We start from the raw sequence: 15,023 nt of genomic DNA, 5'->3' as shown, positions 1-15,023 counted from the left end.
ACACTACGCACCAGCCAGGGTCCTACGCGAGACGGTTGGCCCCCGACGACGCGTCCGAGGTGACTGTGCTGCAACGGTGTTGCTGGGTCGAGGAGGCCGTCGTCAACGACACCATGGCCATACCGGCCCTGCGCGAGTCGCGACTGTCGAGCGCGGGGGAGAAGCGGCCGAATCCCCACCTCCGTCCTCGCACCAGGACAAAAATCGGTGGCCTCGACAGCGGCCCCGCCCTACCTTGCAGCTGGATCGTTCTTCTCCGACCCGTTCACGAGAGGACTTCACCCCGCGTGACGCCGCCTGCTCTTTAGACCTGACACCTTTCCGCGCATCGGTCGCCGACGTCGCCGTCGGCTCATTCCCATGCCTTTCGTCAGATCTTAAGAGGGATCATGTCTACGCGTCCTCATATCGTGCTGTCCTGGACTCTTCAGCGCACGGGCCTTCCCCTGCCTGCCTGCGTTTCCTGCGACCGCAACAACAAGATCACCGTTCACGTTCGCGTCCCGGTCCGGTACCTGGATGCGATCCTCCTGAAGGACTACTCCGGCAACTCATTGGTTCGCGTCCCAGGCGACCGTCCCACCCGACGCGCTGATCGCCCGGCGCAACCGGTTCGCCCAGGGTCTGAGTCGAGGGGAGAGGCACGTTGGCCTCGCCCCCGGCTGCATCACTCGGCGGTCCGCGCCCGGTCGCTCATGACCGGGCGCGAACGAGCGTCATGGCCGGCTCGATACCGGCGACGAAGGTGAACGTCCGGGTGCGATACGCCGGGAAGGCGATACCCGTGGGGGGTATAGTCGTCGGTCAGGGAGGCGATGACGATGTCGCACGAACACGACAGCACGCCGATGGTGCCGACGGGCAGCCATCGACACGGGGAGCGCGGCGCGGCAGCCTCTCCTGCCAGCCCTGGTCACGAGGGACACGGCGGGCAGGGTGGGCATGACAAGCACGCCGGGCATGACCCGGAGATGTTTCGGCGCAGGTTCTGGCTGAGCCTGGTGCTGACGGTGCCGATCGTGGCAACCAGTCACATGGTGATGGACTGGTTCGACTACCGGCTGGACTTCCCCGGCATCGGTTGGGTCGGGCCGGTGCTGGGCACGGTGGTGTTCGCCTGGGGAGGGTGGCCGTTCCTGCAGGGCGCGGTACGGGAGGTCCTCGACCGGGCGCCGGGGATGATGCTGCTGATCGCGATGGCGATCACCGTGGCGTACGCGGCGTCGCTTGCCACCGCGGCCGGCGCGTTCGACCTGGATTTCTGGTGGGAACTGGCCGCCCTGGTCACCATCATGCTGCTGGGGCACTGGCAGGAGATGAAGGCCATCGGGCAGGCCCAGGGCGCCCTGTCGGCCCTGGCCGCACTGCTGCCCGACGACACCGAACGCCTCGACCCGCACGGCCAGCCGCAGCGGGTGAGCCTGGCCGACCTGACGGTCGGGGACCTGGTCCTCGTACGCCCGGGCGCACGGGTGCCGGCCGACGGCACGATCATCGACGGCGACGCAGAGATGGACGAGTCCATGATCACCGGTGAGTCCCGGCCGGTGTCGCGCACCTCGGGTGGGCGGGTCGTCGCCGGCACCATCGCCACGGACGCGGCGATCCGGGTCCGCGTTGACGCCGTCGGCGCGGACACCGCCCTGGCCGGCATCCAGCGGCTCGTGGCGCAGGCGCAGCAGTCCAGCGGCCGGGCGCAGGTTCTGGCCGACCGGTTCGCCGCGTGGCTGTTCTACATCGCCACTGCCACCGCCGTGCTGACCATGCTGGTCTGGACGCTGATCGGCAACCTCGACCAGGCTGTCGTGCGAACCGTCACCGTCCTGGTGATCGCCTGCCCCCACGCTCTCGGCCTGGCCATCCCGCTGGTTATCGCCCTGTCCACCGCGGTCGCGGCGAAGGGCGGCATCCTGGTCAAGGACCGCCTCGCGCTGGAGCGGATGCGCACCGTCGACGCGGTGCTGTTCGACAAGACCGGCACCCTCACGCGCGGCGAACACGTCCTCACCGGCGTAGCCGCCACCGCCGACACCAGCGACGACGACGTCCTGGCCATCGCCGCCGCCGTGGAAGCCGACAGCGAACATCCGCTGGCCCGGGCCATCGTCGCCGCGGCCGCTGACCGTGGCCTTACCCGCCGCGGCTCCAACTTCCAATCGCTGACCGGACGGGGCGTACGCGCCGACGTCGACGCCGCCGCCTTTGCCGTCGGCGGACCCGCCCTGCTACGCGAACTGCGGGCAACCGTTCCCGAGGCCCTGCGGCAACACCAGGACGACTGGGCGCGGCGCGGTGCCGCCGTGCTGCACCTGCTGCGCCTGCACGACGGCGACCGGGCCAGCGTCGTCGGCGCCCTGGCACTCGAGGACCAGGTGCGTCCCGAGGCACGGCAGGCCATCACGGAACTGCGCCAACAGGGCATCCGCAAGATCGCGATGATCACCGGGGACGCCCGGTCCGTCGCCGAGGCCGTCGCCGCCGACCTCGGGTTCCGCCCGGGGGAGGACGAGGTGTTCGCCGAAGTGCTGCCCGCCGACAAGGACGAGGTCGTCGCCGCCCTTCAGCAGCGGGGCCTGCGGGTGGCGATGGTCGGCGACGGCGTCAACGACGCCCCCGCCCTGGCCCGCGCCGACGTCGGTATCGCCATCGGCGCTGGCACCGACGTCGCCATCGAATCCGCCGGAGTGGTCCTGGCCTCATCCGACCCCCGCGCCGTCACCGCGGTGATCCGGCTGTCCCGGGCCTCCTACCGCAAGATGATCCAGAACCTGGCCTGGGCCGCCGGTTACAACGTGATCGCCCTGCCCCTGGCAGCCGGTGTCCTCGCCTGGGCCGGCGTCACACTCAGTCCGGCGATCGGAGCGGTGCTCATGTCCGCGTCCACCATCGTGGTCGCGCTCAACGCCCAACTCCTGCGCCGGGTACGACTGCGCCCGGCCGCCGAGTAACAGCACTGGTGTCGAGATCTGACCGCCGCTAGCGCCGCCAGCATCCGCTTTACGGCCTCGCTCGCGGAACGGGCCGGATCGAAATGGCGTTGTTCGACGCAAGCCGCCATGCCGGTCACATCAACACACCACTATTGATCCCCTGTCGTTAGGGGTTCGAAGCCCTGAGCCGAGACCCCGACACCGAGGGCGGCGAGGTCTCGCCGGCCCTCAGCGGCACGGTCGGGTAACAGCAGGAGAGTGCAGGCTCGTTCGAACCGGGCGCCGATGCGTTCCCATCCCGCCACAGAGGCGGTGAGAGCGGCGGTGTCGCCGTACAGGCGGCCTCGGGCGCGGGCGGTGCAGGCGGCGGCCCACGCGCTCTCGTGCCGCTCGGCGGCCGATAGCAGGTCCGGTGCGTCGGGGAGTTCGGCGACGACGGCCAGTTCGGCGCCCACCGCCCGCGAGTAGGGCGGAGACCAGCTGCGGGTGCCGTTGAACGTCAGGCGGACAAGCGCGGCGGCGTCCTCGACGCGTCCGGTGTGTACGGCGAGCCGCGCGTCGACCATCGACACGAACGTGGAGTGCGGGGGTGGCTCCCCGATGACCTCGATCGCGCGGGAACGCCACAGCGCGCGCCCCTCGTCGTCGCCGCGCAGCCCGTGAACGAGGGCGACCGCGGCCATCGGCGGCGACATCGTGCCGGTGCGCGGGCGGCCGGCCCGCCGCCAACCCTCCCACGCGGTGCCCGCCATCCGCAGCGCCTCGTCGAAGCGTCCGCTGAGCACCAGCGGCGTGATCAGGAGGGCGGCCGAGTAGTAGGAGCTGCCGGCGAGGTCGTCGTCCACTGTCCGCTGGCCGATCGACAGGGCGGCTGGCAGGTCACCGACGCCGAGGGCAGCCAGGTGGGCCATCCGGTACGTGTCGACGATCTCCGGGGCGGCGCCCGGGTCGTGCCGGGACATCGCAGGCAGCAGGGTCAACCGTTCGTCCATGATCCGGCGAACGTCCGCGCCCCGCCCCGCCACGATGTCGGCGGTGGCCACCGCGTCCAGAGCCGCGCTGATCAGCACCGGATCGCCGGTGGCCCGGGCGGCTGCCACGGCGGCCTCGGCGAGCGCCGGGTCGGCCTCGTACCTGTCGGAGGTTGCGGCCCAGGCCGCCGCCTCGGCGAGGCGGGCCACCACCACGGCGTCGCTCGCCCCGTCGGCTGCCGACATCGCCTCGTCGAGGAGGTCACGCAAACGCTCGTAGGGAACCTGGGCGGCGAACCCTGCCGGGTGCCGCCGCGCGGTGGTGACCGCCTGCGCCAGCGCGATGGCCGTGGCCTCACGATCCCCGGCCGCACGGGCCCGCTGCGCGGCGGCCAGCAGCAGGTCGAAGGGCCGCTGACCGTCGTCGCCGATCGCGTGGGAAACGGCGGAGGCCGCGTGCAGGTTCGTCGCGGCCTCGCCCGGAGCGGGGGCCCGTTCGGCGGCGGTCCGGTAGTGGCAGAGCGATTCCATCAGGAACCGCCGCGTGTAGGCGAGGTGTGCCAGTGCCTGGGCAAGCCGGTGCGGCAGCTCACCCGGGCCTTCGGGGGCGACGGCGAGGGCGGCTCTCAGATCGTCGGCGGCTCCGTCGAACTCTTCGTACCACTCGTCGCCGTCCAGCCTGGTCTCCAGCTCGGTGGCGACGTCCGCCGCCCAGCGCAGGTGCCGGTCCTGGACCTCCGGCCGCTCGCCCGACACGTCCAGCTGTTCGATGGCGAACGCGCGCACCGTCTGCAGCAGTCGCCACCGGGCCGCTCCGCCCCGGCGGTGCACGCTGACCAGGCTCTTGTCCGCCAGCCTGCCAAGCACGTCGGCAACCGCACCGCGGGTGCACCCGGCAGGGCTCACCCCGGCGACGGCGGTGAGGTCGAACGCCCCGGCGAAGACGGCGAGCCGCCGGAACAGTGCCTGTTCCTCGTCATCGAGCAGGTCGTGGCTCCAGTCGATGACCGCACGCAGCGAGTGGTGCCTCTCGTCCACACCCCTACCGCCGGCCACCAGCCGTAGCTGATCATCGAGCGCCGCCAACAACCCGTTCTCGCCCAGGGTGGCACTGCGGGCCGCAGCCAACTCGATCGCCAGCGGCATACCGTCCAGTCGCGCGCACAGCTTGCCGACCACCACCGGGTCCGCCCCGAACCCGGGGTCCGCGGCGGTAGCGCGGTCGATGAAGAGTCGCTCGGCGTCGGACTCCAGCGGCAGCGGGCCCAGCGGTACGACACGCTCACCTCGTATGCCGAGGCGTTCCCGGCTGGTGGCGAGGATGTGGGTACGCGGGCAGGCGGCCAGCACCCGCTCCGCGAACGGTGCCACCACGTCGATCACATGCTCGCAGTTGTCCAGCACCAGCAGCGATCGGCTCTCTCCGAGCCGCTCCACCACAGCGTCCTCCAGCGACTGCTGGGGGCGCTCGCTGACGCCGAGCGCGGTGGCCACCGCCTGTGCGACGTACCCGCCGCGGGCCGGGACGAGGTCGACGAACGCGCCGCCAGCGGGAAAGGAGGGCCCCGCCGCCCCGGCGATCTGGGCCGCCAGCCGGGTCTTCCCCATCCCGCCTGGCCCCACCACGGTCACGAGTCGAGCGCCGCGCAGCGTCTCCATCAGGTGCTCGCGCTCGGCGCTCCGTCCGACGAAAGTGGTGAGCGCCGATGGCAGGCCGGCCAGCCGGCCAGGCACCGGTGCCCCCGCCTGCATCTGTACGGCAAGCTCGCCGAGCGCCCTCCGGTCGGCGACGCCGTACTTGCGCAGCAGCGAGGAGACGTGATTCTCCACGGTCCGCACGGAGATGTGCAGCCTGCCGGCGATGTCGGCGTTCGGCAGGCGCGCGCCGAGCATGACGAGCACCTCGAGCTCTCGCTTCGACGCTCCGGCGGGATGCGTGACCTCCATCGCCCCATCATGCTCGACGCTGGATCAGTAGTGCGTAGTCCAATGAGTGGTGGAATGGGTGATCGCCGCCGATGCCCGTCCCGCCCCCCGTGCAGCAGGCTCTACCGGGCTGACCCGCGCTTCCCAGTGAACAGCGATGAAGGAGGAGACCGTGAACGACGATGTCACCCAGTACATCAACAAGACGCAGCCGTGGCAGATCGACGTATGTGAAAAACTACGTGCGATGGTCGACCAGACCATCCCAGGTGTCGAGGAACGGCTTCAGTACGGCAAGCCGCACTACCTGAAGAACGGCCACTACGCGGCAGTCATCGCGGTAGCCAAGTCCAAGGTCTCGTTCATGGTCTTCAACGCGACGGACATCCCCGAGGTCAAGGGATTCCTCCGGGCCATGGGCAACGGTGAACGCAAGACTGTCGACATCACAGAAGGGCAGGACGTCGACTACGGCGCACTCGCCAGCATCCTGGGAAAGACCACGGCCACCTTATAGTTCCCAGCGTGAATCAGACTGCCCATGGGCGGCCGACGTGGACGCTCGCGCCAGGTTCGCCGGTGGTGCGGCCTTATCGCGACGACGTGTTGGTGTCGGTGTCGATCGGACCGGCCGGCGACCTTTTCGCGCTGTGGGCCAACGCGGCCGACGGCGCGGCGATGGGGTCGGTCACTACCCAAGCGGGTGGGGCGACATTCCCTGACCCGACCACCGACCGTCCCGTCACGGTGCGGGTAAGTAGGCAGGCCGGCGACAGCGTCCACGTCACGTCGTTGCAGGGGATGACGGTGGCCTATCCATCGGTGCAGCCCCTGCCGCAGGGACGGTTGCTGGTGGTCGGAGCGCGGTGCCGGTGGCGTCCGGACGGCCCGGACCGCAACGCGGTGATCTACGACAGCGACGGACACGTCGAGGTCTCGGCAACTCTCGGCGACGGCATCGAGCATGTCTTGACCACGACCTCGGGCGAGGTGTGGGTGGGGTACTTCGATGAGGGCGTGTACGGCAACTACGGCTGGGGTGGCGGGAACGCCCCGCCGCCGGTCGGCGACAGGGGGTTGATCCGCTTCTCACCCGAGCTGCGGCCGGTGTGGCGGTTCGCGTCCCATGTGGATGGGACCGTGGGCGCGATCAGTGACTGCTACGCCCTCAACGTCACCGACGACGCGGTCTGGACCTGCTACTACACCGACTTCCCGATCGTGCGGGTCCGAGGTGGCGAGGTCACCGGTTGGCGCAACTCGATCGATGGAGCCAGAGCCCTGGCTGTCAGCGGCACCCGGATCGGATTGCTGGGCGGGTACGGGCCGAACAAGGACCGGCTCGTCGTCGGGGAACTGGACGGCGATGCGCTGCGTGTCGCCGACGAGTACGGGCTCGTCCTGCCCGACGGCGGCCCGCTTCCGACCCGTGTGACGGCTGTCGGCCGCGGGCCGGTGCTGCACCTGGTCACCAACGAGCACTGGTACCAGCTGCACCTGGATGACGTTCCCGCCAGGTGAAGAGGGGTTGAAGCGGGTGCGGCGCCGGTGCCCGCACCAGCGAAGTTTCAGGATCGGTTCCTTGGCTGGGCGAGGAAGCGCAGGTACTCCACCCGGTCGAACGGGTTGCCGTCGGTGCGGGGCCGGCGCGGCGCGTCACCGGCGATCAGGCGGTCGCCGCCGGGCACCGACGACCACAACCCTTCCCCGCTGGACAGGTCCGGCAGCCGCCGCTGCGCCTCCGGCTCGAGCCGCGCCGGCAGCACCCCGCCGATCCGCCAGCCGGCCGCGATTTCGTCGGTGCCGTCGATCCGGGCGCCGAGCCGGCCCAGGTACGACGTGACCGAGCCGAGCCGGTCGGCCGGTACCTCCGCTTCGAACCGGCGGCACGGCTCGAAGACCCGGGTGCCGGCCTCGGCGAGCGCCTGCATGAGGACGTACGGCGCCAGGTCCCGGAAGTGCCCGGCTGTGGTGATCGGCGACCAGTAGCCGCTGTTGGTGAGGGTGACCCGGATGTCGGTGACCGGCCAGCCGAAACAACCCTGGTCGAGAGCGGCCCGGGTGGCCTCCTCGATGGCCTTGTGGAACGACAGCGGCAGCGAGCCGAGTTCGACCTCCAGTCGGTAGTCCACCCCGGAGCCGGGTTCGACCCGGAACCCGACCGTGCCGAAGAAGCCGTGCCCGATGATCTCCACCGCCCTGCCGGTGCCGGTCGGCCGCTCGACGTGCATGAGCCGGCCCGGCCCGAACTCCGCCTCGATCCCGTACGCCTCGGCCAGCGTGGCGGCCAGCACCTCGCGCTGCACCTCGCCGTAGAGCAGCACACTCGTGCCGCCGTCCGGGGCCACCCGGGTCCGGATGAACGGGTCGGCGTCCGCGATGTCCAGCAGCGCGGCGTGCAGCGCCAGCGTCCGGGCCGGGTCGCGGGGTCGAACCACCGCCTCCAGGGTCGGCGCCGGAAAGTACGATCGCCCGTCGAGGCCGACTGGGCTGCCGAGCTGGTCGCCGAGGCGTACCCCGGTCAGGCCGGCGACCCGGGCGATGTACCCGGCGGTCAGCGCGGCCGGCCCCTGGTCCCGCCCGGTCGGGTCGGCGTGGTCGGTGCCCGCGCCGATCACGTCGAGCCGGGTGATCCGGGCGCGGGTCGCGGTGATCCGTCCGTCCGGCTCCCGGCGGTACGCGATGACCCGCTGCCGCGCCCGGAGCTGCCCGCCGTACGACCGCAGGTACGCCACCCGCTCGCCGGCGGGGTCGCGCTCGATGGCGAAGACCCGGGCCCGAGGCTCGAGCTCCGCCGGCGGCGATGCCGGGAGCAAGGCTGCGATGGCGTTCAGCAGTTCCGGTACGCCGGCGCCGGACAGCGCCGAGCCGAACAGCAGCGGGTGGACCTGCCCGGCCGCGGTCTGCACCCGGAGCGCCTTGTCGATCCGGTCCGGGTCGGGCGGCAGGTCGTCCACCAGGGCGGCCAGCAGCTCGTCGTCGTGTTCGGCGAGGGCCTCGGCGAGCCGGTCGGCGCCGCTCGGGTCGTACCGCGGATCGTAAAGCCGGAAGGCGGCCTCGGGGGTGCCGGGCGCGCGGACCGTGCCCAGCGGGGCGACGGCCGGGGTGAGCAGCCGGCGCACGTCCGCGACCAGCTCGTCAGCGCGGGCGCCCACCCGGTCGATCTTGTTCACGAAGATCAGCGTGGGTAGCCGGAGCGACCGGAGAATCCGCATGATCCGCCGGCTGTGCGGTTGTACCCCCTCGACGGCCGACAGCACCAGGATTGCCGCGTCCAGGACCCCGAGCGCGCGTTCGACCTCGGCCACGAAGTCGCTGTGCCCGGGGGTGTCGAGCAGGTTGACCTGGCAGTCGCTTATGGGGAACGCGGCGACGGCGCTGCGGATGGTGATGCCCCGGCGGCGCTCGATCTCGCCGGTGTCGGTCTGGGTGGTGCCCGCGTCGACGCTGCCGAGCCCGTCGATGACGCCGGTGGCGTGCAGCAGGCGTTCGGTCAGGCTGGTCTTACCGGCGTCGACGTGGGCGAGAATGCCAAGGTTGACGGTCTTCATGGGCTGACGGGTCCTCGAAAGCTCGCGTCCGGATGGGCGGGAAGGTTTCGAGTCCTCGCATCGCCGTACTCCCTCGGTCGGTTCGATCCCGTCATGGCGCTCACCCGGCGGAATTCGGTCAAACCGGGTTCCGCTCCGGGTCAGGCTGGCACGGCCGGGGCTGGCCGGTCCACCGAAATAACGCTCAGCCGGTCCGGCGGCCCGGTATCTGATCCCACCGGGAACACTGACGCTTGATTGGATCGGAATCTGTCAATAGATTGAGGTCGGGCACCGCCGGGGTCCGGGCGACCGGGCCGTCGGCGATTGACAGGTCCACCCCGAGCCGGGCACTTCGGTCGTACGCACCGACCGGTCGCTGTGGCGCGCCGCCGCGCCGCACCCAGGGCGCGTTGTCGCGCCGCGTCCGTCCAGGACGCGCGCCGCCGCGCCGCCTCCGTCCAGCTCGATGGCAGAAGGACCTCTCATGACGATTCTCCGCGCCCGCCCCGTCCCGACCCTGGCGGTCGTCGCCGCGCTGGCCGCCGCCGTGACCGCGACCGGAACGGTCCTGCTCACCGGCTCGGCCGCCGCCGCCCAGGGCTGCCGGGTCGACTACACGCCCAACCAGTGGCCCGGCGGATTCACCGCCAACATCAAGGTCGCCCCCGGCGACACCGCCGTCTCCAGTTGGACCGTCACCTGGACGTACGCCGCGGACGAGCGCGTCACGAACGGTTGGAACGCCACGGTCAGCCAGTCCGGATCGACGGTGACCGCCCGCAACATGTCATACAACGGCAGCATCCCGGCCGGCGGCTCCACCGAGTTCGGCGTGCAGGGCACGTTCGGCTCCAGCGGCGGCGCGCCGACCGGGTTCAGCCTGAACGGCGTACCGTGCAACGGCGCCGGGCCGACCCCGACCAGCGCGCCCACCACGATGGTGCCGACCACCGCGCCGCCGACCACCGCGCCGCCGACCAGCGCCCCGCCGACCAGCGCCCCGCCCACCACGCCCCCGCCGACCGGGTGCGCCGGGGCGGTGCTCTGCGACGGCTTCGAGAACCAGACCGGCTCGACGCCGTCCGGCGACTGGACCGTGGTGAATCCGGACTGTTCCGGCGCCGGCACAGCCACCATCGACACGGCCGTCACGCACAGCGGCGGCCGAGCGGTCCGGATCAACGGCGCGGCCGGGTACTGCAACCACGTCTTCATCAGGTCCACGAAGAACCTCAGCAGCGTGGGCAGTGTCCGGTACGGCCGGATCTGGGTGCGGCACACCACCGCCCAGCCCACCGATCACACCACGATGATGGCGATGACCGATGCCGCAGACGGCAACAAGGACCTGCGGATGGGCGGCCAGAACGGTGCCATGCAGTGGAACCGCGCCTCCGACGACGCGACCCTGCCCGAGCAGAGCCCGGCCGGGGTGGCGCAGAGCGTGCCGCTACCCACCAATCGGTGGGCCTGCGTGGAGTTCATGGTGGACGGGTCAGCCGGTCAGCTCCGTACCTGGCTGGACGGCACCGCCATCACCGGGCTGACCGCGGACGGCGTACCGACGCACGACATCGACGGCCAGTGGTACAACCGCACCTGGAGGCCGCAGCTCACCGACCTGAAGCTGGGCTGGGAAAGCTACGGCGGCGGGGCCGACACCCTCTGGTACGACGACGTCGCGATCGGGTCCAGTCGGATCGGCTGCTGACCCGTCGTTCCGGACTGGATCGACGACCCGGCGTGCTGCTCAGCGCTGGTCGGCTGAGGTGTCGACCGGCGTGCTGGTCGCGGCCCAACTGGCCAGCAGACGCAGCGCGTCGCCGGAGGGTGTGCCGGCTGCCGCGCTGTAGGCGGTGAGGGTCAGTCCGGGGTCGGCCGGAAGAGGCATGGCCTCGAATGCCAGGTCGAGCCGGCCGGCAACCGGGTGCTGGAAGTGTTTGACGCCGGTGTGGTGCAGACGCACGTTGTGGGCCGCCCACCGGGTGCGGAATTCGTCGCTGCGAGTGGCGAGCTCGCCGACCAGGTCGCTGAGGGCTTTGTCGTACGGGTCCCGGCCGGCTTCGGTGCGCAGCAGCGCGACGGTGGTGTTGGCCGCGTCGTCCCAGTGTGGGTAGAGGTCGTCGGCACGGCGATCCAGGAAGCAGAACCGCGCCAGGTTGACCGGACGGTCCGGGTTGTCGAAAGCGGGTGCGTACAGGGCCTGGCCGAGCCGGTTGGCGGCGAGGATGTCGAGGCGGCCGTTGCGGACGAAGGCGGGGGCCTCCGTCATGGCGTCGAGCAGGCTCTGCACGCCGGGCCGGATCTGCTGCTTGACCTGCCGACGCCGAATGCGCGGGGTGTTGGCGGTGCGGGCGAGGTCGTACAGGTGGGAGCGTTCGGCTTCGTCGAGTCGCAAGGCACGGGCGATGGCGTCCAGGACGCTGTCGGAGGCGCCGGAGAGGTTGCCGCGCTCCAGCCGGGTGTAGTAGTCGGGGCTGACTCCGGCGAGCATGGCGACTTCGGCTCGGCGTAGCCCGGCGACGCGGCGCGTGCCGCCGAAGGACGGCAGGCCGGCCTGTTCGGGGGTGATCCTGGCGCGTCGGGAAGCCAGGAACTCGCGGACGTCGTCCTGGTTTTCCATGTCTGCCACGCTACGACCCCCGCCGTACGGCAGAGGGGTTCTGTCATTACCTGTTTCGACAACCCCTCCCACGGGCAGCCTGGGGCAGGTTCCATGGATGACGTGAGCCGCGACGGCGAGCGTTTCGCTGCTCGGCCACTGCTGCCGCTGGCTGGAGCGATGATGCGCCCAACCTGGCCCAATGTCCGAAACCGAGGAGCACGACATGGAACTCAAGCCCGTCAGCCCGACCGTGAAGACGCCCGCTTCGTGGTTCACCGGCGACGTCTACCTGACCCCGATCTTCAACGGGACGGAGCCGTCGCGGATGATCGTGGCGCTGGTGCGTTTCACTCCGGGGGCCCGTTCGAACTGGCACTCCCACGCGGTGGGCCAGACATTGCACGTCACTGAGGGTGTCGGCTTGGTCGGCATTCGCGACGGATCCGTGGTGCGCATCCACGCTGGCGAGACGGTCATCTGCCCGCCCGGCGAGGAGCACTGGCATGGCGCCGCAGCGGACACGTTCATGAGCCACCTGGCGCTACTCGAGGCCCTGCCCGGCGGCGAGGACCCCACCACGTGGCTCGAAGCCGTCACCGACGAGCTGTACCAGACGGCGAACCAGCACTGACCCCCGCCCGCGACATCCTCAACGACAACCGCACCTCCACCCCTTGCCCGACCCGAAGGAAACATCACATGCGTGCCACCCTGATGTACGGCGCCGGCGACGTCCGCGTCGAGTCCATGCCCGACCCCACCATCCAGCACCCCACGGATGCGATCGTGCGCATCGTGCGTGCCTGTGTCTGCGGCAGTGACCTGCACCCCTACCACGACCTGCCCGTGCGGGAGCAAGGGATGCAGATGGGCCACGAGTTCATCGGCGTCGTCGAACAGATCGGGGCCGAGGTCGCCACCGTCAAGCGCGGCGACCTGGTCGTCGCCTCCTTCTCCTACCAGGACAACACCTGCGAGTTCTGCCGTGCGGGCCTCCAGACCGCCTGCGTACACGTCGGATTCTTCAGCGCCGCCCAGGCGGAACTGATCCGCGTCCCGCTCGCCGACGGCACCCTCGTGGCCCTGCCCGTCGACACCGACTCCGCACTGCTGCCCTCGCTGTTGACCCTGGCCGACGTGTACGGCACCGGCTACCACGCCGCCAAGCGCGCGAACGTCGCCGAGGGGGACACCGTCGCGGTCATCGGTGACGGCGCGGTCGGGCTGCTCGCCGTGCTGTCCGCCAAGCAGTTGGGTGCCCAGCGCATCATCCTGATGGGACGCCACAAGGTCCGTACGGATCTGGGCCGCGAGTTCGGTGCCACCGACGTGGTCGCGGAGCGCGGTGAGGAAGGCATCGCGAAGGTCCGCGACCTGACCGGCGGTGGGGCGCCCAAGGTCCTGGAAGCGGTGGGGCACCGGCCTGCCTACGACCAAGCCGTCGGCATCGTCCGCTCGGGAGGCGTCATCAGCCGCGTCGGCGTGCCTCAGTACGAGGAGGCGCCGGTCGGCTTCGCCAGCCTGTTCGGCCGCAACATCACCCTCAACGGCGGCCCGGCCCCCGTGCGCGCCTACATCGGCGAGCTGCTGCCCGGCATCCTCGACGGCACCGTCGACCCCGGCAAGGTCTTCGACCGGACCGTCTCGCTCGAGGACGTGCCCGAGGGCTACCGCGCCATGGACGACCGCGAGGCCATCAAGGTCCTCATCGCGTTCTGACGCCAAGGAGCTGGTACTACTACCCGTGACCCTGACACTTGCCAAACCCGCCAGCGGTGCACACGGCGCTGATGGTGGGCCGGGCCGCGCGGCGACGGGCCCGCGCGGTCTAGGGGAGCGCACGCGGGCAGTGGGTCAGGGGGCGGTGGCGGGCTTTTTGGTGGGATCGGCCGAGTTGGGGCCGTGAGTGGGGCGGCGGGTCAGAACCTGGGGGCCGGATGCGGTGATGGCGATTGTGTGTTCGGAGTGGGCGGTGCGGGAGCCGTCGGCGGAGCGGATCGTCCAGCCGTCCTTGTCGAACTTGATCTTGTCGGTGGAGCGGCAGAACCAGGGCTCGATGGCGATGGTGAGGCCGGGGTCGAGTTTCATGCCGCGGCGGGCGCGTCCGTTGTTGGAGACGTGCGGGGCCTCGTGCATGGTGCGGCCGATGCCGTGGCCGCCGAACTCGGCGTTGACGCCGTAGCCGTAGGAGTGGGCGACCTCGCCGATCGCGGCGGAGATGTCGCCGAGCCGGCCGCCGGGCTTGGCGGCGGTGATGCCGGCCTCCAGTGCGACCTCGGTGGCCTCGATCAGCTTCAGGTCGGCCGGGTCGGGGGTGCCGACGATGACGGAGAGCGCGGAGTCGGCGACCCAGCCGTCGATGCCGGCCGCCATGTCGATGCTGAGCAGGTCACCGTCCCGCAGAACATAGTCGTGCGGCAGGCCGTGCAGCACCGCGTCGTTGACCGACAGGCACAGCACGTTGCGGAACGGGCCGCGGCCGAACGAAGGGGCGTAGTCCCAGTAGCAGGATTCCGCACCGCGTTCCTTGATCCGGCGGCGGGCGTGGTGTTCGAGATCCATCAGGTTGACGCCGACTGCCGCCACACCGCTCAGCTCGGCGAGCAGTTCGCCGACGAACTGGCCGGTCACCGCCATCCGGCCGATCTCCTCGGCGGACTTGAGCTCGATCACGACGGTCTCCCTCTCCGGATGCGGTATTTTTATACCGTTATTTTTATACCATGCCAGGTCGGGGGTGCTCCGGAAGGGCTATCCTGCTGCCATGGTTCGCCAACCACTCACCACCGAACAGATCGCAGCGGGCCAGCGCCTTGGAGCCGCCCTCCGGGCCGCACGGGCCGGCCGTAGCCTCATCGAGGTGGCCCTGTCAGCCGGCATCTCCCCCGAGACGCTGCGCAAGATCGAGGCGGGCCGCCTTCCCGCACCGGCGTTCGGCACCGTGGTCTGCCTCAGCCAGGCCCTCGACGTCCCCCTCAGCGACCTGGCCGCCGTCTGGCTGGCTGACATGCACATCCGCCAGGCGTCCTAAAGACCAGCCGCCCTCGTACTCCATCAG

General features: G+C 70.8%; 11 protein-coding genes and 1 pseudogene. 8 read left to right on the top strand and 4 right to left on the bottom strand.

Going from position 1 to position 15,023, the window contains the following annotated elements; all coding sequences use genetic code 11:
* Positions 1 to 14: 14 nt before the first annotated feature.
* Positions 15 to 140: pseudogene (locus tag ABZT18_RS00195) on the top strand (FMN reductase); the annotation flags it as partial.
* Positions 141 to 971: 831 nt separating this feature from the next.
* Positions 972 to 2,948: a heavy metal translocating P-type ATPase gene (locus ABZT18_RS00190; protein WP_354993613.1), complete on the top strand. Its 1,977-nt coding sequence runs from the start codon at positions 972 to 974 to the stop codon at positions 2,946 to 2,948.
* Positions 2,949 to 3,079: 131 nt separating this feature from the next.
* On the opposite strand, the gene ABZT18_RS00185 is transcribed toward ABZT18_RS00190, so the two are convergent.
* Entirely contained in the window at positions 3,080 to 5,848 is a 2,769-nt protein-coding gene (locus ABZT18_RS00185; RefSeq protein ID WP_354993544.1) for a LuxR C-terminal-related transcriptional regulator, read from the bottom strand.
* Positions 5,849 to 5,999: 151 nt separating this feature from the next.
* On the opposite strand from ABZT18_RS00185, the gene ABZT18_RS00180 reads away from it, so the two are divergent.
* Positions 6,000 to 6,344, top strand: coding sequence for a DUF1801 domain-containing protein (locus ABZT18_RS00180; protein WP_354993545.1), 345 nt, complete (start codon positions 6,000 to 6,002; stop codon positions 6,342 to 6,344).
* A 62-nt stretch (positions 6,345 to 6,406) separates the two neighbouring features.
* Positions 6,407 to 7,348 carry a hypothetical protein gene (locus ABZT18_RS00175; RefSeq protein WP_354993546.1) on the top strand — a complete coding sequence of 314 codons (942 nt, stop codon included), beginning with the start codon at positions 6,407 to 6,409 and terminating at the stop codon, positions 7,346 to 7,348.
* Positions 7,349 to 7,395: 47 nt separating this feature from the next.
* Here ABZT18_RS00175 and ABZT18_RS00170 read toward each other — a convergent pair whose 3' ends face one another.
* On the bottom strand, positions 7,396 to 9,378 hold the full coding sequence (locus tag ABZT18_RS00170) for a GTP-binding protein (protein ID WP_354993547.1): 1,983 nt from the start codon (positions 9,376 to 9,378) through the stop codon (positions 7,396 to 7,398).
* A 466-nt stretch (positions 9,379 to 9,844) separates the two neighbouring features.
* On the opposite strand from ABZT18_RS00170, the gene ABZT18_RS00165 reads away from it, so the two are divergent.
* Entirely contained in the window at positions 9,845 to 11,071 is a 1,227-nt protein-coding gene (locus ABZT18_RS00165) for a cellulose-binding domain-containing protein (RefSeq protein WP_355250026.1), read from the top strand.
* Between the two features lie 39 nt (positions 11,072 to 11,110).
* On the opposite strand, the gene ABZT18_RS00160 is transcribed toward ABZT18_RS00165, so the two are convergent.
* On the bottom strand, positions 11,111 to 11,983 hold the full coding sequence (locus ABZT18_RS00160) for a helix-turn-helix transcriptional regulator (RefSeq protein ID WP_354993549.1): 873 nt from the start codon (positions 11,981 to 11,983) through the stop codon (positions 11,111 to 11,113).
* 181 nt (positions 11,984 to 12,164) lie between these two features.
* On the opposite strand from ABZT18_RS00160, the gene ABZT18_RS00155 reads away from it, so the two are divergent.
* Entirely contained in the window at positions 12,165 to 12,596 is a 432-nt protein-coding gene (locus ABZT18_RS00155) for a cupin domain-containing protein (protein ID WP_354993550.1), read from the top strand.
* A 68-nt stretch (positions 12,597 to 12,664) separates the two neighbouring features.
* Positions 12,665 to 13,684: an alcohol dehydrogenase catalytic domain-containing protein gene (locus ABZT18_RS00150; RefSeq protein WP_354993551.1), complete on the top strand. Its 1,020-nt coding sequence runs from the start codon at positions 12,665 to 12,667 to the stop codon at positions 13,682 to 13,684.
* Positions 13,685 to 13,819: 135 nt separating this feature from the next.
* Here the strand turns inward: ABZT18_RS00150 and map are convergent, their stop codons facing one another.
* Positions 13,820 to 14,638 carry a type I methionyl aminopeptidase gene (gene map / locus ABZT18_RS00145; RefSeq protein WP_354993552.1) on the bottom strand — a complete coding sequence of 273 codons (819 nt, stop codon included), beginning with the start codon at positions 14,636 to 14,638 and terminating at the stop codon, positions 13,820 to 13,822.
* 91 nt (positions 14,639 to 14,729) lie between these two features.
* Here map and ABZT18_RS00140 point away from each other — a divergent pair, with 91 nt between their 5' ends.
* Positions 14,730 to 14,996 carry a helix-turn-helix transcriptional regulator gene (locus ABZT18_RS00140; protein WP_354993553.1) on the top strand — a complete coding sequence of 89 codons (267 nt, stop codon included), beginning with the start codon at positions 14,730 to 14,732 and terminating at the stop codon, positions 14,994 to 14,996.
* Positions 14,997 to 15,023 lie beyond the last annotated feature (27 nt).

This window comes from Micromonospora sp. NPDC005291 (assembly GCF_040607415.1).
Classification (GTDB): domain Bacteria; phylum Actinomycetota; class Actinomycetes; order Mycobacteriales; family Micromonosporaceae; genus Micromonospora.
Note: the sequence above shows the minus strand (reverse complement) of the source record. Positions and strands in the feature narration are given on the sequence as shown.

What these genes read in the sequence shown, in the direction of transcription:
- ABZT18_RS00190 (WP_354993613.1), top strand. Translation starts at nt 972, where the DNA reads ATGTTTCGGCGCAGGTTCTGGCTGAGCCTGGTGCTGACGGTGCCGATC.
- ABZT18_RS00185 (WP_354993544.1), bottom strand. Translation starts at nt 5,848, where the DNA reads ATGGAGGTCACGCATCCCGCCGGAGCGTCGAAGCGAGAGCTCGAGGTG.
- ABZT18_RS00170 (WP_354993547.1), bottom strand. Translation starts at nt 9,378, where the DNA reads ATGAAGACCGTCAACCTTGGCATTCTCGCCCACGTCGACGCCGGTAAG.
- ABZT18_RS00165 (WP_355250026.1), top strand. Translation starts at nt 9,845, where the DNA reads ATGACGATTCTCCGCGCCCGCCCCGTCCCGACCCTGGCGGTCGTCGCC.
- ABZT18_RS00160 (WP_354993549.1), bottom strand. Translation starts at nt 11,983, where the DNA reads ATGGAAAACCAGGACGACGTCCGCGAGTTCCTGGCTTCCCGACGCGCC.
- ABZT18_RS00155 (WP_354993550.1), top strand. Translation starts at nt 12,165, where the DNA reads ATGTCCGAAACCGAGGAGCACGACATGGAACTCAAGCCCGTCAGCCCG.
- ABZT18_RS00150 (WP_354993551.1), top strand. Translation starts at nt 12,665, where the DNA reads ATGCGTGCCACCCTGATGTACGGCGCCGGCGACGTCCGCGTCGAGTCC.
- ABZT18_RS00140 (WP_354993553.1), top strand. Translation starts at nt 14,730, where the DNA reads ATGGTTCGCCAACCACTCACCACCGAACAGATCGCAGCGGGCCAGCGC.